Genomic DNA, 24,172 nt, shown 5'->3' on the forward strand with positions numbered 1-24,172 from the left:
AGAGTCTACCCAAATGATTCGCTTTCCTGCCGTCCCCTAGGGATCAAAAAACGGGCCGCCCCATAAGAGACGACCCGTTGGAAGGGATGAATTCCAAGCATGCCTACACGCGCAGGTAGCGGCGCATGGCGATGGCAGAACCAAAGAGACCGATAATCACACCGACCAGAATCAGCGCAGCATAGGTCACCAGGTAGTACTGCATCGGCAGGGCAAACGACATCCAGCCGATGCTCTCCTGCAGACGCGGAATCATCAGATTGCGCAGCAGCTCCAGAACGCCGATGGAAAGCAGCGAGCCCAAAATGGCCTGCAGCACGCCCTCGGTGATAAACGGGCCACGAATGAAGCCGTTGCTGGCGCCGACCAGACGCATAATCGCAATCTCACGACGACGCGCCGTGATGGACAGGCGAATCGTGTTGTTGATGAAGATGAATGCGATAAAGGTCAGAAGACCAACGAGCACCACGGCGGCGATGCGGATGTAGTTGGTCACCTGGAACAGGCGGCTCACTTCCTCCTGGCCGTACAGCACGCTCGCGTTGACGTCGCCGTCATCCGCGATCTTCTGGAAAACGGCATCCTTCTTGAGCTTCTTTGCCGTGCTCTCGACCTTGGACGGATCGTCCATCTCAATAGCGAAGGAAGCCGGCAGCGGGTTCTGGCCATCGAGCGCGCTCATGGTGGCGTCGGCGTTGCCCGACATCTTGCTCGTATACTCGGCCAGCGCGTCGTCCTTGTCCTTATAGGTCACGGACTTGACGTTATTCCACGTCTTAAGCTCGGCCTCAAAAGCCTGAACATCGGCCTGATCGGCGTCATCACTAATGAACGCGTTGATGACAACCTGATCCTCGACGGTGCCGATCACGGAGTTCAGCATCGCAGAGCCCATGATGAACAGGCCGATGATAAACAGCGAAAGGAAGATCGTGATGACGGCGCCGAGCGAGGTAGTCCAGTTACGGAAGAAGTGGCTGATTGCCTCTTTGAAGGAGTAGCCCACGTTAGTTGGTGCCATAGTTGCCGTAACCTCCCCTCTCCTGGTCGCGGATGACGTGGCCGCCCTCGAGGGCGATCACGCGGCGGTGCATGCTATCGACCATCTCGCGGTCGTGCGTGGCGACGATCACGGTGGTGCCGGTGCGGTTAATACGCTCAAGCAGCTTCATGATGCCCAGCGAGATCGCCGGGTCGAGGTTGCCCGTGGGCTCGTCGCAGATCAGCAGCGGCGGACGGTTGACCATAGCACGGGCGACGGCAACGCGCTGCTGCTCGCCACCGGAAAGCTGGTCGGGCAGCGAGTCCATCTGATCGGCCAGACCGACCAGGCGCAGCACCTCGGGCACCTGGCTGCGAATGACGCCCTTGGGCTTGCCGATGCACTGCAGGGCAAACGCCACGTTTTCGTAGGCGGTCTTTTGCGGCAGAAGCTTAAAGTCCTGGAACACGGCGCCAATCTGGCGGCGCAGGAACGGAACCTTGCGGTTCTTGATCTTCATGAGGTCCTGACCGGCAACCAGGATGCGGCCGCTCGTCGGCTTGACGTCGCGGTTGAGCGTCGACAGCAGCGTGGTCTTACCCGAGCCGGAGTGACCGACCAGGAAGACGAACTCGCCCGGATAGATCTCGATGTTGATGTCGTCGAGTGCAGGCTTGTTGGGCTGTGCCGGATAGATCTTGGTGACATGCTCCATAAGGATGACGGGCTCGACACCGGCCTGCTTGGCCATCTTCTTGCGGCTGGCCTGCGGATCGATGGGCGCAAACACCGACGTAAAATCGGGGTTGTTGAGCGCGTTATCGAGGCTTGCGACCTCGGCTGCCTGATCGCTCTCGACCACCGGGGCAGCAGGCTGCGTGGGGTCGGGAATAGCGGCAAAGAGACCGGACTGCGCAGGCTGAGGAGCCGGCGTCGCAGGGGCCAAGGGGTCGGGAATGCCGGCCATGGTAGGCTGCGGCGTGGCGGCACCAGCCTGAGGCTGCTCCACGCGAGCGGTCACGGCCTGAACGGGCTCAAAACCCGCCGTGCCGGAAAGCGCGACATCGCTGGTTGGATTGTAGGCAAAGGGATCGGATGCCGGCTGTGCCTGATCTGCCGGCTGAGCGGGGGCCTGAGCAACAGGCTGGCCCTCTGAATCCGGAGTGGCGAAACGACTGCCCTGGACGCCTGCCTGCGTCTTGGGGGCATCATCGCCCGCACCGGAGGTACGGAAGTGGTTACCCACTGGTGCTCCTTATCGTCGTGCGTTTAAACTACATGAGCGCTTTGTATTTTAGCAGCATTAGCTTTGCTGCACATAAGAAGCATGGCGTGGTTAGGGATCCCGTCGGCCGGACACAGGGTTACTCTCCAAATCGTCCTCGGACATGTCGGAGCCCCCGCTGCGCGCTTCGCGCGGCGGGGGCTCCTCCGTCCTGCGGAAAGATTTGGAGAGTAACCCTGTGCCCGGCCTGCGATAACTAAGGGGTCGCCGCGTTTATCTTGAGGTGCTGCATATACAAAGCTGGAAGGGTCTGAATTGCGCTTTGTCGATATATGCCCTTTTTCCTGATGGGACCGTGCTTGAGGGGCGTCTTCATGAGTTGCGGTGAAATAGGGACTGTTTTACCAGTTAAAAGGTCTAATCAGTCCCTATTTCACCGCAACTGAAACAGGGGCGCTCTCCAAGAGAGCGCCCCTGCCGGGTTTCCATAGTTCTGGCGAAGCAGTCCTTGAGATCCGCCTTGCCTTATGCCAAGAACTCCTTGGTGGTCGCCACGATGTTGGCGGCGTCCAGGCCATACTTGTGCAAGAGCTCGGCACCCGGGCCGGACTCGCCAAAGGTGTCGTTGACGCCGATCTTCTTGAGGGGCGTCGGGCACTGCTCGCACAGGACGTCGGCAACGGCGCTGCCCAGGCCACCGATTACAGAATGCTCCTCGACGGTCACGACGTGGCCGGTCTTGGTGGCGCTCTTGACGATCAGGTCGGCATCGATGGGCTTGATGGTGTGCATGTTGATGACCTCGGCGTCGATGCCCTCGGCAGCGAGCTGCTCGGCGGCCTCGAGAGCCTCGCCGACCATCAGGCCGCAGGCGATGATGGTGACGTCGGCGCCCTCGCGCATGACAATGCCCTTACCCAACTCGAAGTTGTAGGTCTCGGGGTCGTTGATAACCGGCGAGGCCAAACGAGCGAAGCGCATGTACACCGGACCGTCGCACTCGTAGGCGGCGCGCGTCACGGCGCGGGCCTCGACGTCGTCGGCAGGAACGATCACAGTCATGCCGGGGATGACGCGCATGAGGGCGATATCCTCGCAGCACTGGTGCGTGGCACCATCCTCGCCCACCGAGATACCGGCGTGCGTGGCACCAATCTTAACGTTGAGGTGCGGGTAGCCGATGGAGTTGCGGACCTGCTCAAAAGCGCGGCCGGCTGCGAACATGGCAAAGGTGCTCGCGAAGGCAACGCGGCCGGTGGTCGCGATACCGGCGGCGACGCCCATCAGGTTGCTCTCGGCGATACCCACGTCGAAGAAGCGGTCGGGGCAGGCGGCCTTGAACTTGCCGGTCTGCGTGGCGGCGGCCAGGTCGGCGTCGAGGACCACAAAGTCATCGTGCTCGTTGGCGAGCTCGACGAGGGCCTCGCCGTAGCTTACGCGCGTGGCGATTTTTTTGACGTCTGCCATCCTAGAGCTCCTCTCCGGCGGCCGTGAGCTCTGCCATGGCCTGCTCAAACTGTTCATCGTTGGGGGCCTTGCCGTGCCAACCAACCTGGTTCTCCATAAAGGACACGCCCTTGCCCTTCAGGGTCTCGGCGATAATGGCGGTCGGCTGCCCCTTGGTGGCGCGAGCCTCGGCAAAGGCGGCGCGGATCTGGTCGAAGTCGTTGCCGTCGGCGAGCTCCACCACGTGGAACTTGAACGCGCGGAACTTGTCGGCGAGCGGCATGGGGTCGTTGACCTCCTCGACGGGGCCGTCGATCTGCAGGCCGTTGTGGTCGACGATCACGCAGAGGTTATCGAGCTGCTGGTTGCCGGCAAACATGGCGGCCTCCCAGACCTGGCCCTCCTCGCTCTCGCCATCGCCCAGCAGGGCGTACGTGCGGTAAGTATCGCCCCAGTGCTTGGCGGCAACGGCCATACCCACGGCGGCGGAGATACCCTGGCCGAGCGAGCCGGTGGACATGTCGACGCCCGGGGTGTCGTTCATGTTGGGATGACCCTGCAGGTGGCTGCCGATATGGCGCAGCGTCTCGAGATCCTCCTTGGGGAAGAACCCACGCTCGGCGAGCACGGCGTACAGGCCCGGAGCGCAATGGCCCTTGGAGAGCACAAAACGGTCGCGATCGGCCTTGCGGGGATCGGCCGGGTCGACGTTCATTTCCTCAAAGTACAGATAGGTCATGATGTCGGCAGCGCCGAGCGAACCGCCCGGATGGCCGGACTTGGCAGCGTGCACGCCGGTGACGATGCCCTTCCTTACCTCGTTGGCAACCTTTTTGAGCTCTTCGTCGCTCATTGTGCCTTCCTTTCATCCTCATTAGACAAAATGCGCACGGCACCGAAGGTAATCCCAACACAGCCGCAATGCACGTACGTCATTCATTATGCTGGAAACTGATGGCTTTACCAGAGTTTTTATCATTATTTGAACAATTTAGCAGGCAGAACCGCTGATGAAACGGTTTATCAATGTGAACGTCTTTTGGATGGAACGCAGTCGACCCTACGCGCTAATGTCCTTGAATCCCTCGCCGAAGGCTTCCGTAACGTCAGCGACCGTCACAATGGCGTGAGGATCGCGCTCGCGCACGATCGTCTTGAGGGTATTGAGCTCTCGACGGCTCACGATGACCATAATCACCGGCTTCTCGGCACCCGAATACATGCCAGTCGCCTTAAACTTGGTACAACCACGACCCAGGCCATACATGATATCGGCAGCGATATCAGGGAACTTATCCGAGATGATGAGTACCATACGGCGTTTGTTGCCGCCATCGACCACGGCATCGATCACATAGCCGCTAATGACCATCGAAAGGCCTGCATATAGTGCGTTTTCGATTGAAAAGACCGGAGCCGACAGCGCACACACGGCAACGTCGATTGCCATGACGGTCGAGCCCACCGGCAGCGAGGTGTTACGCGAAATGATTTGGCCAATCGTGTCCGAGCCGCCGGTGTTGGCGCCGGCACGCAACACCATGCCGTAACCGATGCCCGTAATAATGCCGCCCCACATGGCGGGAAGCATCAGGTCCGCATCCGCCAGAGGTGCTACAGACGGGGCGAACAGATCGGTAAAGAAGCCCAGCAGCACAAAGCCCGTCGCGGTCTGCACCACGTAGAACATGCCGCCCTCGCGCATAACGACCAGCAGCAGCAAGGCGTTCATCACGATGGTCTGGATACCGACGGGAAGCGACACGCCTCGCGCCGCGCCGACCGCCTGGATAATGGTGGCAAGGCCCGTAACGCCACCGGCGGCAAGACCATTGGGAATCAAAAACAGGTCGGTCGCGATGGCGGCCAAGGCACACCCCAACATGATCTGGGGCAGGTCGTGAAAGAAGTTCATCGAAAGAATGCGCTTGATGTCCAGACGATATGCCATGCTGCCTCCCTCAAAAAAGCGCACCCAAACGGATGCGCTTTGAACTTCTTCTTGTATTCGATTCTACCGATTCGCCGGACAAAAACCACCCCTGCGCAGGGTTTATTCTGGATACAAACCCGTCCAACCGTTGGGCTTAGCATCGGTTTGAAGCCGCCCGATGTTTTAGACCTCCGAGCCTTCTGCATCGGCGTTGCCGGTGGCCCAGCGATGGTAGCCAATAACAAACGGGTCCAGGTCGCCATCGTCAAGAACGGCCTCGACATTGCTGGTCTCCACGCCCGTGCGTAGGTCCTTGACCATCTGGTACGGGTAGAGCACGTAGCTGCGGATCTGGTTGCCAAAACCAATCGTGGTCTTGGGTCCGCGAATCTCATCGAGCGCCTCGGCACGCTTCTCGAGCTCAATCTCGTACAGGCGAGCCTTGAGGATCTGCATGCACGCGGCCTTGTTCTGGATCTGGCTGCGCTCGTTTTGGCAGGTGACCACAATGCCGCTGGGGAAATGCGTCACGCGCACGGCGGAGTCGGTGGTGTTGACGCCCTGACCGCCCGGGCCGCTCGCGTGGTACACGTCCACGCGGATGTCATCGGGACTGATCTCGATGTCGATATCATCGGGTAGCACGGGGATGACCTCGACGCCGGCAAACGTGGTCTGGCGGCGCTTCTTGTCGTCGGTGGGGCTAATGCGAACCAAGCGGTGGACGCCGGCCTCGGCGCGCAGCATGCCAAATGCGTCCTTGCCCTCGACGGTAAAGGTCGCGCGGTCGATGCCGATGACCTCGGCTGCGGGACAGTCGTTGATGGTGACCTTCCAGCCGCGACGCTGGCAGTACTTCATGTACATCTTAAAGAGCATGAAGGTCCAGTCCTGGGCCTCCAGACCACCCTGTCCGGGCTTGATGGTCACAATGGCATCGCCGTGATCGAACTCACCGGTAAACCAGCTCGAAAGCTCAAGCTCATCGATGGCCCGGGCCAGGCGCTCTGCCGTAGCCGCAGCCTCCTCACGAAGGGCAGCGGCGTCGGGGTCATCCCCCATCTCCTCGGCAAGCTCCAGCGCCGCACGGGCGTCGGAAAGCTCGCCGCGCGCGGTGTCCACGGCAGCGATATCTTCCTTGGTGCGCGCAATCTCCTCCATGGTGGCACGGGCGGCGTCGGCGTCATCCCAAAAGCCAGGGGCAACACTTTTGGCCTCGAGCTCGGACACGCGGGTACGCTTCTCGTCCAAATGAAGATACGACTCGACCTCGCCGAGCCGGTCCGCAAACGCGTCCAGCTCGGCGGGCGTTACCTCTAAAGCCTCAGCCATTAACGATTCCTGCCGTGGCAGTACTTAAACTTCTTGCCGCTACCGCAGGGGCACGGGTCGTTGCGGCCCACGTTGACGTACGGATCGTCGCTCTCGGACTTGCGGTAGGTGGTCACCTTGCCACCGTTGTTGACAGCAGCCGGACCACCCTGGACAGCCGTGCGGGCCTGCACCTGCGCCTGCTTGCGCAGCACCGAGTCGCCGTTGTCACCATCGACATCGGCGGGGCCGGAGAAGCGCGCACCCTCGAGCGCGGGGTCCTCCTTGTGCTCCACGGCGTGCGGGGCGGCCTTGATCTCGATGCGCAGGACGGTGCGCAGGTAATCCTCGTACATGGTGTCGACGAGCATCTGGAACGCGCTGTAGGCCTCGGTCTTGTACTCGACCAGCGGGTCGCGCTGGCCAAAGCCGCGCAGGCCGATACCGGTCTTAATGTAGTCCATCTCCTGCAGGTAGTTCATCCAGCGGGTGTCGATGACGCGCAGCATAACCTGGGTGTTGAGCTCGCGCATCAGGTCCTCGCCCAGACGCTCGGCCTTTGTGTTGTAGCACTTCTCGACGTAGGCCAGGACATCGGCAGCCAGGGCCTCAAAGTCCTCGTCGGGGAACTTGGGCGTATCGATATGCCCGGTCAGCTCCACGACCCACTTGCGCAAGCCCTCAAGATCGCGCTCGCCATCGTGGCTGTCCTTGGTACAGAACTCCTGCACGCAGCGGTACACGGTGTCGTGCATGACCTCGGTGATGTGGTCGGTCAGGTCCTTGCCGTCCAGAATCTTATTGCGCTCGGCGTAGATGACCTGGCGCTGCTTGTTCATGACGTCGTCGTACTCAAGGACGCTCTTACGCATGGAGAAGTTGATGCTCTCGACCTTGTGCTGGGCGCTCTCGACGGCCTTGGAGATGATCTTGTGCTGGATGGGCATGTCGTCGCCCATGTCGGCCGTGACCATCATCTTGGAGACGCGGTCCATCTTGTCGCCGCCGAACAGGCGCATGAGGTCGTCCTCGAGCGACAGGTAGAACTGGGTCTCGCCCGGATCGCCCTGACGACCGGAGCGGCCGCGCAGCTGGTTGTCGATACGACGGGACTCGTGGCGCTCGGTTCCGATAACGGTCAGGCCGCCGGCGGCAAGCACGCGCTCGCGCTCGGCCTTGCAGGTCTCCTTGGCCTCGGCGTTAAACTGCTCGAGCTGCTCGGGCGTCACGTCCTCCATGGTCAGGCCCTCGTACTCCAGGCGCTCGCGCACCAGCTCGTCGGGGTTGCCGCCCAGCAGGATGTCGGTACCACGACCGGCCATGTTGGTGGCGATGGTCACGGCGCCGTAGCGTCCGGCCTGGGCAACGATGTGGGCCTCGCGTTCATGGTGCTTGGCGTTGAGGACCTCGTGCGCGATGCCGCGCTTGGTAAGGGCGGCCGACAGCTTCTCGGAGCTTTCGATGGAGACGGTGCCCACCAGGACCGGCTGGCCCTTGGCGTGACGTCGCTCGACGTCGTCGGCAACGGCGTTGTACTTGGCCTGGATGGTGCGGTACACCAGGTCCTCGTGGTCAACACGCTGAACGGGCTTGTTGGAGGGGATGACCTCGACGGGCAGCTTGTAGATCTCGCGGAACTCGGCATCCTCGGTGAGTGCCGTACCGGTCATGCCGGAGAGCTTGTCATACAGGCGGAAGTAGTTCTGCAGGGTGATGGTGGCCAGGGTCTGGTTCTCCTCGCGCACGAGCACGCCCTCTTTGGCCTCGATGGCCTGATGCAGGCCCTCGGAGTAGCGGCGGCCTTCCATGATGCGGCCGGTGAACTCGTCGACGATCTTAACCTCGCCGTTGGTGACCACGTACTGCTTGTCGCGGTGGAACATGTACTGGGCCTTCAGCGCCTGCTGCAGGTGGTTGACAAGCTGGCCGGAGAGATCGGCATAGATGTCATCGATACCCAGGCGGCGCTCGATCTTCTTAAGACCGCGCTCGGTGGCGGCGATGGTGTGCTTGGCCTCGTCCATGACGTAGTCGCCCGTGGGTTCAACGTCCTCGGTGGCGGTAAGCATGTCGTGCGACACGTCCTCGCCGCGCTCAAGGCCACGCACGGCACGCGCGAAGTCCTTGTAGGTACTGGCGGACTTGGTGCCAGCGCCCGAGATGATCAGCGGGGTGCGGGCCTCATCGATCAGGATGGAGTCAACCTCGTCGACGATGGCGTAGTTGTGGCCGCGCTGCACGCGCTGCTCGGGACGGGTAACCATGTTGTCGCGCAGGTAATCAAAGCCGAACTCGGAATTGGTGCCGTAGGTGACGTCGGCCTGGTAGGCCGGGCGCTTGAGCTCGAGCGGCATGTTGTTCTGGAGCAGACCGACGGTCATACCCAGGTACTTATAGATGCGGCCCATCCACTCGGAGTCACGCTTGGCAAGGTAATCATTGACAGTAACGACGTGCACGCCCTTGCCGGCAATAGCGTTGAGATAGCCGGCCAACGTGGAGACGAGGGTCTTACCTTCGCCGGTCTTCATCTCGGCGATGTGGCCCTCGTGCAGTGCCATGGCGCCAATGAGCTGCACGTCAAAGTGGCGCATACCCATGGTGCGCTTGGAAGCCTCACGCACGGTGGCAAAGGCCTCGGGGAGCATGTCGTCGAGCGACTCGCCGTTGGCGTAACGCTCACGGAACTTATCGGTCTGGGCGCGGAGTTCCTCCTCGGTCATCTTCTCAAACTGGGGCTCAAGACCGTTGATCTGGTCGACGATCTTGTAGTAGCGCTTAAGGTCCTTATCGGATCCAAAGGACAGCAGCTTTGACATGAATCCCATGTGGTTTTCCTTTTTGGCCATCGCCCACGCCATGCAGCCTCGGGCGAGTTAAACACAGATAAATGTACTTTAGCCAAACAGGACGCGGCCTATACGGTCGACCTCGACCGCCACGTAATAACTACGACCAACCTGCCAAAAAGGGACAGGTTTATTTTGGCAGGTTTTATCTGGGAAAACGCTGCCACTCTGCAATTTGGCGCAAGCTAACCCGTCCCCTTCGCACCAATCTGGTGCAATGGGGGCAGGCTCGTTTGCACCAATAAAAGAAAAGGGCCGCGTACCCAAATGGATACGCGGCCCTTTAGCCATGAATGCGAGTGTTTGCTCGGCGAGCTATTTACTCAGCAGCCTCGGTGGTCTCGGCCTCGGCAGCGGCCTCCTCGACGGGAGCCTCTGCGGGAGCCTCGGCGGCCTGCTTGGCAGCCTCCTCGGCGAACTTAGCGGCACGCTTAGCCTTCTCGGCAGCCTTAGCCTCAGCGGCGGCCTTGCGAGCAGCCTCGGCCTCAGCAGCCTTGGCGGCCTTGGCAGCCTTGGCCTCCTCAGCCTTCTTGAGCTGGGCGGCAGCGGCGCCACCGAACTTGTCGGCGAAGCGCTGGACGCGTCCACCGGTGTCGACGAACTTCTGCTGGCCGGTGTAGAACGGGTGGCACTCGTTGCAAAGCTCGACCTTCATCTCGGACACGGTAGCGTGCGTCTTGAAGGTGTTGCCGCAGGAGCACGTCACCGTGCACTCGACATACTGGGGATGGATACCCTGCTTCATGGTAGGACTCCTTATTGGTCAGGCGCTGGTTACCGATCAGCGCATAAGGCGTCTTGGTTTCCGACCAAGACAACAAACTCGGCTATGGTACCACGGCGCCGCGTGTCCCACAAAAGGTTCACGGTCTTTTCGGAACGACACGAATCTGACCCATCGAAACACATCTCCACCGTTCCTTCAACTGGGAAAATGCCGTCCCCGGGGCCTGAGAAGGGCCCCGGGGACGTTCGACTGACTGCGGGAACGGCCTTTCCGCTCAATGTGTTCGGCTGAGATCGGAAATCAACCAAACTGAACTAGGTTAAGTTGACATGGTTAAAAACGAGGGGCGACGCTTTTGCGTCACCCCTCGTCCCGGCCGGTTGCTTTAGTTGTACACACGGTAGTTACACTTGAACTGGGTTATGTGTCCATAGTTGGAGCGGTACCAACCCGACGTATAGCTGATTGCCTCTGCGCCTAGATAGTCGTAGCCCTTGTTGTAGCGAAGCTGACGGTAGGTCGTGTCGTACTCTGCTACGTAAAACGTGTCTCCAGAGAAGGCTTTGTACCGGTCCTTAACCGTCGAAGCCATGTACGCGGGTTCGACATCGCCTTTCTCCCCGTTGAGCGCATAGACGGGTGCCGCGATTCCGCATAAAGCCGTTGCCACGAGGATGGCGTAGACAGCCATGCGCGACGCATTGGACTTCAGCTGTTCAAATAGTTTCATGTCATTCACCTCGCTCGTATGTATCGAGGTATTCCTGCTTGAGCGTCTGCGAGGACGACTTGATCTTTTCCACGAGCGTGCCGGCCTCGATGAAGTAGAACGAGTTGGTGAGGTCTGCCAGGTCGTCGAGCAGATGGCTTGAAATGAGCACGCTTCGTCCCCGCGCCACCTCGCTGCGCATCGCGTCGCAGGAGGTTTTCCGCTTTCCCGGATCGAGGCCGTTCAGCGGTTCATCGAGGATGAGGTACGGGCAATCGGTCGCTATCGCCATGGCAAGCTTTACCTGCTGCTTCATTCCTGTCGAGAGTTTACGGGTCGGCTTGTCGAGGTATGGGGAGATTCCGAGGGAGTCGCAGAGCGAGTCGATGTCGGCGGCCGATTTCCACGCCTCCCTAACGAAAGAGAGGTGCTCGATGGCCGATAGCGTGGGATAGAGATCCGCGCTGCCCGAAGAGCTCAGGTAGACGAGTTCTGCAAATTCGGCTGATCGACGTTGGCAGATTCCGTCTGCCGCCAGGCTTCCCGAGCGGATGCGGGTGGGAAATTGGCCCGACAGCGCTTCAAGAAGGGTGGTTTTCCCCGAGCCGTTGGGAGCAACGAGGCCCGCTGCCGTTCCCGGGCTCAGGAAAAGCGATCCGATTGAAAGTATCGTCGTACTCCCGTATCCCACGCTCGCGTCTAGAAGCTCGAGCCCATGGTGCTTTTTAGCGGGTCCAGCCTGTTTGGGCGAACGTGCCGCAACGGCGCCGACCGCAAAAAGGACCGCGACGTATATCAGGGCCACGGCAAGCATCGATGCGCTGCCTGAACCGGAGCCAATGAATTCCGTCGGGAAGCATCCCACGTAACCCGTTGCCTCGATAGGCGAGAACACGGCCAGCGGCAGGAGATTGAGCGCGGCATTATGCTCCAGTGCCGAATCGGACAGTAACGGGAATGCCGGGGCCGCGACAAGCAGCGCGGAGGCAAGGGGGCCCGCGAAGACGCGCCTCGTTGCGGTCGATAGGACGACGGAACAAACGGATATCAAGGTTCCGCCCGCGAGCAGCGCGAGAAGTATGGTCGTGAAGACGTTTCCCGCGGTCGTGGTAGTGAGCGCGCCGTTATGGAAGAAGGCGATCGGGTACCCGATCTGCCCGAAGCCGTTTAGGGCCAAGGCGTAAATACTCCCGGGCGCAAGGCCGGCGAGGAGCATCGCGGTCCCCGCGCCAATTATCGAAAACACGGTTTGGATAAGGCGCCGGAATTTGGGCACGGGCGCCTTTGCCGCCAGGGTCCCGGGCCTTGTGGCGCCGAGCACGAGTATCGACGAGAGAAGGAAGGGGATGAAGGGAAGGAAGGACGGCGCCTGGGCAATGGCGTAGGGCAGGAAGGAGAGGAACGGCAGGTCGTTTGCGGAGGCCGGGATATCCGCGATGCCGGAGCTGCTCAGAGCGCGGCAATATGCGAGCTCTGCGTCATTGGTCTCCTGGTCCCCCACGATGGACCCGGATTGGAAGCCCTCGTCCATGAGCGCGTAGTAGCTCTCGGCAGAGTCGAGAAAGGCGGCGTCGGTTTGAGCGGCGAGGGCGGCGTTCGCGTATCTTGCAAGCTCAGCGTCATCTTGCTGCTCTGGCGATAGGTCTGTGCCGCTGGCCTGGGGCGCGCGCGTATTGAATGCGTCGACAAAGCCCTGCATGCCCTGCTTCATAAAGAAGGGCCCGTAGATGGGTGAATTGAACGCAATGGGAATGGAGAAGACTACAGCAAGAACGAGCGTAGAGATCCATACGGCCTTGTCTCTTAGGATTAGTTTGAGAAGAAGTCGACAGTACATTTGGAAGCACCTACGTTCCTCAAAGAATTGTTAGATTAAAAGTAACAGACCGGATGAAGATGCGTAAGATGGGGGCGAGGCGAATGGCTGAACGGTATCGATACGCGGGTTCAACGGTATTATATTGACCACATAGATTTTTAACTTGCATTTCTACCCGCCCTTTTCGTAGAGTCGCCGATACGTGCTTAGCGCACCCTCGGCGCGTCCGGCAGGCTTTGCGAAATGGGATCCAGGAGACTTCGGCGCAGCATCATCTTGCGGAATGCTTCTAATGAGCCTCCCATCCTTCAAAAACAGAATCTCATCGCACAGCCTATCGACCGAATCCAAGATGTGGGATGACATGATGATGCACGTACCAGAATCGGCCAGCTTCCTGAGAATCTCGGAATGCAAGTCCACCCTGCTGGGGTCGAGCGCGTTCATGGGCTCATCTAATAGAAGGTACCGCGCGCCCGTCGCATACGCAATCGCCAGGGTAAGCTGCTGCTTCATGCCCTGGCTCAGAGTGCGGATCCTCATCTTCGCGAACTCGCCTATCTGCGTTTGTTCCACTATCTCTTCGATATCGCGAGCATGCGGCCACATATCGCAAACCATCTTGAGGTGATCTTCCGCACGCAATCCGGGATACAGCAGCGTCCCCTCACCAGGTGCATAGAAGATCATAGAACGGACCTCTCTCGCACCCGTACCCTGCACCTCATCCAGAACGATGCTCCCGTCCACGCGAGGACCCGGCAAACCTGCCATCGCACGCAGCAACGTCGTCTTTCCATGCCCGTTCGGAGCGACGAGACCGTAGACCGTACCCGGGGCAAACTCAGCGTTCACCGAATCTACGAGCACCTTCTTTCCATAAGAGATCGTCAGCGTTTGAAGGTCAATCATCGAGATCATCCCCTTTCGATCTTTGGAACACTCAGGCGCACCATCAACGGAGATACGGCGCCCAAGACCACCAGCAGAGCGCCCGATGCGCCGACGACCTCTCCAAAAGGCATCGCGTTCGTCCCTCGCCCAAGGAACCCAATCGTCCCCACCTGGGAAGCGGGATCAAACGAGGCGAATGGAGCCAGCAGCGCGACGCCCATGCCCACGCTTTCAACATGAGCGCTCAACGAACCCAACACCAAGAGAACCGCGCAAACCATTCCGGTGACAACGGGGTTGCGGCTAATCGCTGCTGTCAACGCAGCGACGACGGAAATCACGCCGTATGCCATGACCAGCAACGGAATACTGCACAACACCGCCTCCCCCACCGTGGACGTTGTCGAAGCTCCCGCCCGAATGAGAGCGACGGGATACTCCGATCCACCCGCACCGTTCTTAATCACGGACACAACGACAGCGGGAACCATCGACACCAAAAGCAGCACCAAGCCAAGCAGGAGAGCCAGCGCAACAGCCGTCAGAAAACGCACATGCGCTGTTGCGGGGATCTGGAGAACCAGAAGGGAACGACACTGCAGGTGGGTGCACGCGAGCGATGTGACAACCACGGGCAACAGCAAAAATAAGGAGGGAAGCGCTGCCTGGAGATACGAAAGGAGGATTAATGGGGGCATCTTCGTACTTAACTCGTAAACCTTGGGGTCCGGCAAGCTCGCGATCGACTCAAGCAGAAGGGCGCGCGCCTCCGCACGAGAAGGAGTCTCCGGCTCGATTCCGATCGATTGCAGGAGAGTCGCATCTGCCGCGCCCAGCTCACCTCGAGCGCGCTCGTACGTCGCAAGGCTTCGAAACCCCTCCGCAGGCATAGGCGCGTACACGAAACCCGAAAGAGCATCCCGCATGTCTTCCAGGGCCGCTTTGCCCTCGACGTCCATATTCGCAGCGTTCTGCTCTAGATACCGATCTATTGAACGGAGCTCCCCATCCCTATACCGAACAGCGGAAACGTTATCAGCGTCAGGAAACATCTCGACCAGAGCCGGGGCCAGCATCGTCGTCGACATTGCAATCGCGCATACGGCGAGGGTAGGAGAACGCAGGAGCAGTTTCCCCATCGTTCTTACGTATGCAACGGCGGAGGCACAAGCGCTCGAACGAGTTGCCGTTCTCGATGCAGTGAAGGAACCTCTCTCAAGACAAATCGGGGATATCGGGCACGCGCAGCCGCTCTTTCCAGCAACGCAAAGCAGGCTAATTGCCAGCACCTCGATCCCGATTGCGCATACGAGGGCAATCGCGCCACGCTCGAAGCAAAGTCCAGGTAGATTCACTATCTGCGTTGTCGGGTACGGGCTATAGGCGCCGACGGTCAACTCAGTGTTCGCATACGTAAGGGGATTCAACAGGGCGAACTCACGTAAAGCGATGGATCTTCCGTAATACCCGGGAACCATCGTCACCCCCATCAGGGCACATACGAACACGATTCCAAGCGTAGGGTTATTGGCAATCTTCACGGCAAGGTGAACGACAAGCGAGATGAACGCTGCCACCAAGAATTGCAAGATGGCCGTCTGCGCGAACACCAGCCAAGCCGGTTTGATAACCGGAGTCGCATATTGAATGTAGCCTATCGGATAGAACGGCGAGCCCGGGCCATTCTTCACAAGCGCGGCGATTATCCCTGGAAGATTGATGGCGAGGACGGCAAGCATTGCAAAAACACTCGCCCATACGCTCGATGCAACAAGTCTACCCAGCTCGCCCATCGGTGCCTGGATGATGAGCTTTTCACGTTTGTTAAGACGCGCGGCAAGGAACGAGACGGCAACGGCCGTTGCGACCCATAGCAAGTACTCCTTCGATCCGTCATAATAGGTGTACTCTCCATCCGATATCTGCAGAAACGGAAGTAGGGGAGAGAGCGGTGCCAAGATAAGACGTCCCGCGGCAAGAGGGTACAGAAGCGCGGGCATGCTTGATGAAGAGGTATAGACACCGTCCTCCCCCGCATTCACAAGCGCATCCGCATAGGATGCTGACAATTCCTGCTCAACACGGGTTATTCCCGACTCGAGGTATTCGACCCGTCCGTCGATGCCAGCCGCGCTCCTGAAGACGGGCAGAGCACAAAGAACCATCAACGCAACAACGACAACACAGAGCGACCTGGAGGAGAGAAGCGACCTAAAGATCGCCTTCGAGATTTTGAGCATATTCATCGCCAACCTTAACCTCATCCAGTCGGAACAGAGGGGCCGAACAAAATGCTCGGCCCTTATTACTTGCCGGCAAAGTCAATTTAACATAAACTGTTAAAAAGTAACCTGAGTTTTTTAAATTCTTCGGAGGTTATTATGAGTTCCGACAATCGCACTCCCCGGCTTCATTCCTTCCGCATCGCATGTGCGATAGCCTCTGCGACCCTTTGCGCCACCGCCATCGCACAAGTGGCGTTCTCCTTAAAGCCAGCAATCGAAGTGCTCGACAACCCTGTAATTGCAGACTCCCCCGCGTATCCAGCCCTTGCGATCTCGACATTGGTCCCTGCCGTCATCGGTATCGCTACGACCATCCTCAGCGCCGTTCTCGTGTGGACGATCAAGAGCGGAGACCCCTTCAAGAAAGGGTCTGCGACATGCTTGAAGGTGCTCGGCATTCTCTTCGTTGTTCAAGCTGCCACCAGCCTCTACGCCGGCTCACTCAAAACCTCCGTTTCGATGTTTGGCGGCGAGGGGGCCGTCGGCGCCCAAGAGATCGCTTCATCATTCGATTGGACCTCTCTGGTTCTCGGCATCGTCCTGTTCATGCTTTCCCAGCTCTTCTTGTACGCCCGAGAGCTATACCTCGACTCCGACGAGATTGCGTAAGGAAACGCCATGCCCGTAATTGTTCGCCTCGACAAGATCATGGCCGAGCGAAAGATTTCCTCGAACGAACTTGCCGAAAGGATTGGAACCACGCCCGTGAACCTGTCCCGTATTAAAAAAGGGCATATTCGCGGCATTCGCTTCAACACACTCGAGCAGCTATGCCTCGCCCTTCGTTGCCAACCCGGAGACCTTCTCGAAGTCATGAGCGAAGAGGATGCCCGAAAGGAGTTCGGACTCGATTGGTCCGCCGAGGATTAGAGGGCGGTCGTACTCGCCCTGCACACGGGGATGCGAATCGGCGAGGTCTGCGGCCTTCGGTGGTGCGATGTGGATTTCGAGACGGGCCTGATCTCGATCAGACACTCGGTGGCGTACGCGAAGGGAATGGGTTCGTTTATCAAGGACACCAAGACCCATGACGCCAGGGGTATCCCCATCGACCCGGTCGGCCTACTCCCCTTCCTGAAGGAGACCCACGAGATCGACTGCGGAAAGCTGCGCTTGCGCGGCCTTACCGGGGCGGTCGAGATCGGGGACTGCTACATCCTGTCGGAGCCGGGCGCGACCTTCGCGACGACAAGCTATATCCGCAGGGCGTTCAAGACGTTCTCGGAGACCAACGGCCTCATGGGCACCAACGACGAGCTGATCACGTTCCACGGCCTTTGCCACACGTTCGCAACGCAGTGGATCCGCCAAGGCGGCGATATCAAGGCGCTCCAATCGATCCTCGGCCACAAGGACGCCATGGCGACGCTCAACGTCTACGCCGACATCGAGCCCATCTCCAAAATCCATAACATGCTGCGCGCCACGCCGTGCCTTTGGCGCGGGCACCTCGGGCCGAGGGTCGATCCGGGTCCCATGTTCCAACAGAGGATCCAGGAGTCCATCGAGACGCTCCAGGCGTTCGGCTACGGCATCACCGAGCCGGACGACCGAAATATCGCCATACGCGACGTGAAGACGAACAGTTGGCTCTAGCTCACCGAGTACGCGGCAGTGCTGGGCCCATCCCAACTGAGGTCACGGTGGTCCGATAGGGGCGCCGCCCGCGGCATGCGCCACGGAGCGGTATCCCCTACCGAAGGGCGGGGATGCCCTCCGCTTCCAGTTCGGAATCAGCCGTCGGAGGCGTTCGGCTGACTGCGGGAACGGCCTGTCCGCTCAATGTGTTCGGCTGAGATCGGAAATCAACCCAACACGAGCCGGACACGCGCCAGACGGCTCTTCCCCGTACGGCCTTCCCCCTTACGCTCATGTTGCAGGCATGTAACGCCGCAGCGAGCGCGCCTTTTTTGCGCCAGACAGGTACAATGATGAACACTGTACCGTAGCGGAGCGCCCCGCGCGCGCCGCAATCACGCGAAAGGGTTTCCCATGGCCGAGATCTCGTCCTCCCGTATCGTCATCACCGTCCTTGGCAAGAACCGCCCCGGTATCGTCGCCGGCGTCACCCGTGTTCTGGGCGAGGCCAACGTCGACATCCGCGACATTACGCAGTCCATTATCGAGGACATCTTTACCATGACCATGCTGGCCGACACCGCCGAGTCCAAGCTCGACTTCGCCGAGCTGCAGAAGGCCCTGGCCGAGGCCGGCGAGCTTTCGGGCGTCAACGTGTCCATCCAGCGCGAGGACGTCTTTAACTTTATGTACCGCCTGTAGCGAACAAGCCGCTCGGGGCAGCTTGACGTCATATCGTCCAAGCGCGCGGCCCCAAAGCGGACCGGAGAGGAGCGCGCATGGCCTACGACGCCAAGAAAATCTACTACCGCTTCGACGATCACCTGAGCCGCCTGGTTCTGGATTACGAGGCGAGCCGTCAGATTTCGCCCGAAAGCGAAAACCTCTACCACGGCCTGCCGACCGCCCCGTACGACGAGGGCCTGTTCGTAGAGCATAACGTCAAGCGCGGCCTGCGCAATGCCGATGGCTCGGGCGTGGTCGCGGGCCTTACCCGCATCTCGGACGTGCACGGCTACAACAAGGTCGACGGCAAAGTCGTGCCCGACCAGGGCAAGCTTACGCTGCGCGGCTACAGCATCGAGGACCTGGTCAACAACGCCCAGGCCGAGAATCGCTATGGCTACGAAGAGGTCGCCTACCTGCTCATCACGGGCTCGCTGCCCAACAAAGAGGAGCTCGACGGTTTTTGCGGACGTCTGGGCGCTTTTAGGCACCTGAGCGATGAGTACGTCAAAGAGTTCCCCATGACCACGGTGTCGTCGAGCATCATGAATGTGCTTCAGCGCGCCGTGCTGCTGCTCTACGCCTTCGACGCCGAGCCCGACGCCATTACGCCCGAGCACGAAATCGACGTCGCCATCTCCATGCTCGCCCGTCTCCCCCGCATCGCCGCCTTCGCGCATATGGCCTCGGTCGCCAAGCGCCGCGGCTCCGAGGTTCATGTACCGCACCCCACACCCGGTCTCTCCACCGCCGAGACCATCCTGCAGGTGTTGCGCGGCGGCATGGCATTCACCCGCGACGAAGCCATGCTGCTCGACGTGATGCTCATGCTGCATGCCGAACACGGAGGCGGCAACAACTCCACGTTTGCCTGCCGCGTGCTGTCCTCCTCGGCCACCGACCCGTATTCCGCCTACGCCGCGGCTATCGGCTCACTCAAGGGCCCGCGCCACGGCGGCGCCAACGCCAAGGTCGTGTCCATGCACGAGGACATCCGTGCGCACGTCTCCAATTGGGAGGACGAGGACGAGGTCGCAGCCTACCTGGGCAAGATCCTCGACAAGCAGGCCTTCGACGGCACGGGTCTCATCTACGGTATGGGCCACGCCGTCTACACGCTGAGCGACCCGCGCGCCGAGGTCTGCCGCCGTTACGCGCGCACGCTTGCCGCCAAGAAGGACCTGGGCGAGGAGTTCGCGCTCATCGAGCGCATCGAGCGCCTGGCACCGCAGGTGATGCGCGACCACGGCATGACCAAGCCCATCTGTGCCAACATCGACCTGTACACGGGCTTTATCTACAAGATGCTCGGCGTACCCGAGACGCTTTTTACGCCGCTATTCGCCGTCGCCCGCATGGCCGGCTGGTCGGCACACCGCATGGAAGAGCTCTTCTGCGCGCACCGCATTATTCGCCCCGCGTATCGCCCGGTTATCGAGCCGCTGGAGTACAAGCCGCTCGCCGATCGCTAGGACGCGGACCGTTATAGAACCCGAGCGTGGCCAGGGCATCATCGCCCTCGGCCACGCTTTTTATGCCAGCAGAAAGGGCTGCATCAAATGATTGTGTTTTCCGATATGGATGGAACGCTGTTGACGAGCGATAAGCAGATGAGCGATGCCACCTGGGCGATGCTCGACGAGCTCGCTCGACGCGGGATTGAATTTGTGCCCTGCACGGGACGTCCGCTGTCGGGCATCTTTGAGCCCATCCTCGCCCATACCGCCGTGCACTATGCCGTTTGCGCCAATGGCGCCAGCGTCTGGCAGCTCGACGACGATGTGCCCACCGACGCCTCGCGCGCCACGTGCATCTTGAGCCGTCCGCTCGATTGCGGCATTGCCCATCGCATCCATCGCATCGCCGCCGGCCACGATGTGACCTTCGATATCTTCGCGGATGGGCAGTGCTTCCTCCCCCGCTCGCTCTACACGCGCCTGGACGAATTCTGCGGCGGCGACCCCCACATCGCGGCTTCGCTCAAGCGCACACGAACACCGATCGACATGGATATCGACAGCAAGATCGACGAGGTCGAGACGCTCGAGCGCATCGCCATGTACTGGCACAACCCGGCTGATCGCGACGCCATCGCGGCGGAACTCGACACGCTCGGAGGCATTGAAGTCACGCGTTCGTACGCCATGAATATCGAGGTCATGGGCGAGGGCGCCACCAAGGGAACGGCCCTCACGTGGCTCTGCGAGCACCTGGGCGAGCGTCTCGCCGACGCTTGGGCGTTCGGCGACAACATCAACGACATCCCCATGCTGCAGGCAGCGGGCCACGGCATGGCCATGATCAACGCCGAGCCCGAGGACCGCGAGGCCGCCGACGCCATCACCGAATACGACAACGACCACGACGGCGTCGCCCGCACCATCATGGCCGCTCTCGCCTAGCAGCAGCAACCCGGCAGGGTAGCTAAAACAGTCATTGGGGACGTTCTTGAATGACTAGTCGTTGGGGACAGTCTTCGCGAAAAAGCTGCAAGGACTGCCCCCCACTGCCGGCAGAAAAGGAACGTCCCCATCTGCCGGATTAAGCGAGACTCTCCAGCACGCGACGGAGCTCCTGCTGGACGGCGTGGTCGCGATTACAACCCACCACGCGATCGGCCACTGCCTTGAGCGCGGGGCGCGCGTTTTCCATCGCGCAGCCCGTACCGACAAAGCGAATGATCTCGTAGTCGTTCATCGAGTCGCCAAACGCCATAACCTCGTCGCGTTCGACTCCATAGTGCTCCATGAGCTGTGCGATGCCCGAGGCCTTCGACACGCCGGGCTGCATGGCATCGATCCACGCGTTGCCCGAAGGCGCAAAAGTAAAGAGCTGACCGAGTTCGCGCTGTAGTACGTAAGCGCTGTCCATAACGGCACCGTCATCGCAAAAGATACTCGCCTTGATGATATTTACGCTGGGATCGGGCAGCTCCCAAATGCGCTCGGCATTGGGAAGGTCCTTATCGACCTCACGCACGAACTTGCACTCGTCATCGAGCAAGAAGGACTTGGTTCGGTCAAAAAGTGCAAGATGCAGATTGGGAAACGTCGCGACGGCCTGGGCGAGCCTTCGAATCGCCAGGTGCGAATACACCTCGCGGTCTACCATCTTACCGTCGGCGTAGACCTGGGCGCCGTTAGCGGCGACAAAGTCCATCTTGTCGCGAACAGGTGCAAAGAACTCGCACAGGCGGTCGTAACGACGGCCTGACGATGCGGCGAAATGCACGCCATGCTCGTGTAGCGCCAGAATCAGTTCGTAGGTCTCGGGAGGCACCTGGCCGTTTTCGTCAAGCAACGTGCCGTCCATATCGGATGCAATCAGTTTAAACATAGAAAAGCTCCCTTCGGGCTTGATGGAATCGGACGTATATCCAATTCCAACGTACCCAAAGGGAGCTCAAATAAGACTCTGCGGGCGTAAACGTTACAAGGACCTAGCAAATAGCTCACACATGCCAGAGGTCTCACGGTCGCGGCGTCAGGCGACACGCCACCCCGACGACTAGTCGTTTAAGAACGTCCCCGATGACTAGTCGGCGTAGGTGAAGGTCGTGACGTCGAACATGCCCTCGGGGCGGATGCGGAGCGTCGGGATCACCGGCAGGGGCAGGAAAATGATGCCCATGATGGGGTCGAGCGGCGGCTCGATGCCCATGGCACGCGCCTTGACCATAAAGTCGTCGTGCTGCGCGGCAACGTCCTCGGCCGTGCCCTCGCTCATCAGGCCACCGAGCGCCAGCGGAATGCGCGCCACGACCTCGCCGTTGCGCACCAGCACGTGACCGCCCTGGCCCACGGCATCAACGGCGGCCATCATATCGGCGGCGTTGTCGCCCACGACGCACACGTTGTGCGAGTCGTGTCCGATCGTCGAGGCGATGGCACCACCCGTGATGGTAAAGCCGCGCACCCAGCCGCGGCCGATATGCTTGCCAACGAGTCCCAGGCCAGCGGGGCCGTCACCGTCGGCGCCCTCGGCCTGCAGCGACACGCCGCGGCCGTGGCGCTCGATCAGCATAATACGGCGCAGGCCCTCGGCGCTCTCGGGACGAACCATGCCCGTGATGGCCTTGCCCGGCACCACGTCAATCACGGCCTCGCCCGGCTTAAAGGCATAGTCGAATACGTCGAGCGAAAGCTTCGGCAGCTTAACGGAGGCGCGCAGCTCATCGGCAAGGGCCGCAACCTCGGCCATCTCGGGTGCGATCTCGCCCACAAAGGTGCCGTCCTGCGCCACCAGGGCACCGGCGGCATATACACGATGCGGAGCCGTGGCAAACGTCAGGTCATTGAGCACCAGCAGGTCGGCACGCTTGCCCGGGGCAATCGCACCGCGGAGCTCGTGCGGGTCGCGGCAGCCGTGATCCAGGCCAAACGCCTCGGCCGTGGAGAGGGACGCCATAGAGATAGCGACCACGGGGTCGATACCGGCCTCAATCGCCACGCAGCAGGCATTGTCGATCATGCCGGTTGCAAGCGCATCGGAAGGAGCGCGGTCGTCAGTCGCAAAGCAGCAGCGGCGGGCGCGCGCGGGATTCTCCAGCAGCATCGGCGACAGGTTGGCCAGATCATGGCTGCACGTACCCTCGCGCAGCATCACGTACATGCCGCGAGACAGCTTGTCGAGCGCCTCCTCGGGAATCGTCGACTCGTGGTCGGCAATAATACCCGCCGCGGCATAGGCATTGAGGTCCTTGCCGGCAACGAGCGGCGCATGGCCGTCGACCTGCTTGGACGGCGTCTGGTTGGCAGCATCGATGCGAGCGCAGGTCTCGGGATCGGCCATAAAGACGCCCGGCAGGTTCATCATCTCGCCCAGGCCAAAAACGTCGCCCGGATGCTCGGCAAAAAACGCCTGCATGTCAGCAGCGGTAATCACAGCGCCCGCTTGCTCATCGGGCAGCGCGGGCACGCATGAGGGCATCATGTACTTGATGGAAATGGGCGCGCGGCGACCGTCCTCGATCATAAAGCGCAGGCCGTCGAGCCCCGCCACGTTGGCGATCTCGTGGCTGTCGGCAATGGCGGTGGTGGTACCGCGCGTCGCCGCCATGCGCGCATACTCGGCGGGACGGATGTTCGAGGACTCAATGTGCAGATGTCCGTCGATAAAGCCGGGGGCGAGATAGCGGCCCTGGCAGTCAATGACCTCGGCAGCCTCGTAGGTGCCGGCGGCATCGTCGCGACCATCGTAGAGCACGCCGACGATCACACCGTCCTTGACGGCAACGCTGCCGGGCGCCACACGCTGGCCATACACGTCGACAATCTGCGCATTGATAAACAGCGTGTCGACGGGCACGCGGCCCTCGGCGGCCTCGATCACAGACCTCATGACCTCAACGGACATACATACTCCTTTAACCGTAGAAAAAAGCTGCGGAGCGGACAGACCTTCACCGCAGCAGACCAATAGCCATTGTATGCCCAAACGATGGGTCAACAATACGCCTCTCCGCTTAACGGCACACGCCACTTGGTGCAATGAGGAGAGGTTGCTTTGCACCAATGACAAGGAGTGTCCCAAAGTGCCGGCACAAAAGGAACGTCCCCAAGTGCCAACCACGGAAGCGCCGATGTTTTGGCATCGCCAGCGAGCGGGTCGCATTTGAGACAAGGTGACGTGAAACGAAAGGGCGCTGACCTTCTGGTCGCGCCCTTGAAGTTGAACGTCAGATTG

Annotated in this window: 20 protein-coding genes; 6 read left to right on the forward strand and 14 right to left on the reverse strand. The window is 60.5% G+C overall.

What is annotated here, in order from left to right; genetic code table 11:
• Positions 1 to 103: 103 nt before the first annotated feature.
• The 12 genes from ftsX to AB5767_RS07805 all read right to left on the reverse strand — a co-directional run bounded on the left by ftsX (position 104) and on the right by AB5767_RS07805 (position 16,144).
• Positions 104 to 1,024, reverse strand: coding sequence for a permease-like cell division protein FtsX (gene ftsX / locus AB5767_RS07750; RefSeq protein WP_368131311.1), 921 nt, complete (start codon positions 1,022 to 1,024; stop codon positions 104 to 106).
• On the reverse strand, positions 1,011 to 2,231 hold the full coding sequence (ftsE, locus tag AB5767_RS07755; protein ID WP_022094244.1) for a cell division ATP-binding protein FtsE: 1,221 nt from the start codon (positions 2,229 to 2,231) through the stop codon (positions 1,011 to 1,013). The genes ftsX and ftsE overlap by 14 nt, the downstream gene beginning before the upstream one ends.
• A 504-nt stretch (positions 2,232 to 2,735) precedes the next feature.
• Positions 2,736 to 3,677: a transketolase family protein gene (locus tag AB5767_RS07760; RefSeq protein WP_117769460.1), complete on the reverse strand. Its 942-nt coding sequence runs from the start codon at positions 3,675 to 3,677 to the stop codon at positions 2,736 to 2,738.
• 1 nt (position 3,678) lies between these two features.
• Positions 3,679 to 4,509 (reverse strand): transketolase, encoded by an 831-nt coding sequence (locus AB5767_RS07765; RefSeq protein ID WP_035137416.1) that lies wholly within the window; start codon positions 4,507 to 4,509, stop codon positions 3,679 to 3,681.
• A 207-nt stretch (positions 4,510 to 4,716) separates the two neighbouring features.
• Positions 4,717 to 5,607, reverse strand: coding sequence for a YitT family protein (locus AB5767_RS07770; RefSeq protein ID WP_368131310.1), 891 nt, complete (start codon positions 5,605 to 5,607; stop codon positions 4,717 to 4,719).
• Positions 5,608 to 5,772: 165 nt separating this feature from the next.
• Positions 5,773 to 6,921 carry a peptide chain release factor 2 gene (prfB, locus tag AB5767_RS07775; protein WP_035137418.1) on the reverse strand — a complete coding sequence of 383 codons (1,149 nt, stop codon included), beginning with the start codon at positions 6,919 to 6,921 and terminating at the stop codon, positions 5,773 to 5,775.
• Positions 6,921 to 9,728, reverse strand: a complete 2,808-nt coding sequence (gene secA / locus AB5767_RS07780) for a preprotein translocase subunit SecA (RefSeq protein ID WP_368132782.1) — start codon at positions 9,726 to 9,728, stop codon at positions 6,921 to 6,923. Before secA ends, prfB begins: the two co-directional genes overlap by 1 nt.
• A gap of 340 nt (positions 9,729 to 10,068) precedes the next feature.
• Positions 10,069 to 10,494: a 50S ribosomal protein L31 gene (gene rpmE / locus AB5767_RS07785; protein ID WP_006235303.1), complete on the reverse strand. Its 426-nt coding sequence runs from the start codon at positions 10,492 to 10,494 to the stop codon at positions 10,069 to 10,071.
• 367 nt (positions 10,495 to 10,861) lie between these two features.
• Positions 10,862 to 11,206: a hypothetical protein gene (locus AB5767_RS07790; protein ID WP_006235302.1), complete on the reverse strand. Its 345-nt coding sequence runs from the start codon at positions 11,204 to 11,206 to the stop codon at positions 10,862 to 10,864.
• 1 nt (position 11,207) lies between these two features.
• Positions 11,208 to 12,896, reverse strand: a complete 1,689-nt coding sequence (locus AB5767_RS07795; RefSeq protein WP_368131307.1) for an ABC transporter ATP-binding protein — start codon at positions 12,894 to 12,896, stop codon at positions 11,208 to 11,210.
• A gap of 279 nt (positions 12,897 to 13,175) precedes the next feature.
• On the reverse strand, positions 13,176 to 13,916 hold the full coding sequence (locus AB5767_RS07800; RefSeq protein WP_117769450.1) for an ABC transporter ATP-binding protein: 741 nt from the start codon (positions 13,914 to 13,916) through the stop codon (positions 13,176 to 13,178).
• Between the two features lie 5 nt (positions 13,917 to 13,921).
• Entirely contained in the window at positions 13,922 to 16,144 is a 2,223-nt protein-coding gene (locus AB5767_RS07805) for a hypothetical protein (protein ID WP_349100652.1), read from the reverse strand.
• Positions 16,145 to 16,279: 135 nt separating this feature from the next.
• Here AB5767_RS07805 and AB5767_RS07810 point away from each other — a divergent pair, with 135 nt between their 5' ends.
• From AB5767_RS07810 to AB5767_RS07835, 6 genes are all read left to right on the forward strand, one after another.
• The gene (locus AB5767_RS07810; RefSeq protein ID WP_006235293.1) at positions 16,280 to 16,792 is read left to right on the forward strand and encodes a DUF2975 domain-containing protein; all 513 of its coding nucleotides are present in this window, start codon (positions 16,280 to 16,282) and stop codon (positions 16,790 to 16,792) included.
• A gap of 9 nt (positions 16,793 to 16,801) precedes the next feature.
• Complete coding sequence (locus tag AB5767_RS07815; RefSeq protein WP_006235292.1) at positions 16,802 to 17,053, forward strand: helix-turn-helix domain-containing protein; 252 nt, start codon at positions 16,802 to 16,804, stop codon at positions 17,051 to 17,053.
• Between the two features lie 18 nt (positions 17,054 to 17,071).
• Positions 17,072 to 17,779 (forward strand): site-specific integrase, encoded by a 708-nt coding sequence (locus AB5767_RS07820; RefSeq protein ID WP_227789884.1) that lies wholly within the window; start codon positions 17,072 to 17,074, stop codon positions 17,777 to 17,779.
• A gap of 396 nt (positions 17,780 to 18,175) precedes the next feature.
• Positions 18,176 to 18,463 (forward strand): ACT domain-containing protein, encoded by a 288-nt coding sequence (locus tag AB5767_RS07825; protein WP_006235289.1) that lies wholly within the window; start codon positions 18,176 to 18,178, stop codon positions 18,461 to 18,463.
• A 77-nt stretch (positions 18,464 to 18,540) separates the two neighbouring features.
• Entirely contained in the window at positions 18,541 to 19,959 is a 1,419-nt protein-coding gene (locus AB5767_RS07830) for a citrate synthase (protein WP_148331859.1), read from the forward strand.
• An 87-nt stretch (positions 19,960 to 20,046) separates the two neighbouring features.
• The gene (locus tag AB5767_RS07835) at positions 20,047 to 20,889 is read left to right on the forward strand and encodes a Cof-type HAD-IIB family hydrolase (protein WP_195920061.1); all 843 of its coding nucleotides are present in this window, start codon (positions 20,047 to 20,049) and stop codon (positions 20,887 to 20,889) included.
• Between the two features lie 139 nt (positions 20,890 to 21,028).
• Here AB5767_RS07835 and AB5767_RS07840 read toward each other — a convergent pair whose 3' ends face one another.
• The gene (locus AB5767_RS07840; protein WP_148331862.1) at positions 21,029 to 21,823 is read right to left on the reverse strand and encodes a Cof-type HAD-IIB family hydrolase; all 795 of its coding nucleotides are present in this window, start codon (positions 21,821 to 21,823) and stop codon (positions 21,029 to 21,031) included.
• A 198-nt stretch (positions 21,824 to 22,021) separates the two neighbouring features.
• Entirely contained in the window at positions 22,022 to 23,842 is a 1,821-nt protein-coding gene (locus AB5767_RS07845) for an adenine deaminase (RefSeq protein ID WP_368131306.1), read from the reverse strand.
• Between the last annotated feature and the right edge of the window lie 330 nt (positions 23,843 to 24,172).

Origin of the sequence: Collinsella aerofaciens (assembly GCF_040926265.1) — a bacterium.
Classification (GTDB): Bacteria; Actinomycetota; Coriobacteriia; order Coriobacteriales; family Coriobacteriaceae; genus Collinsella; species Collinsella aerofaciens_BB.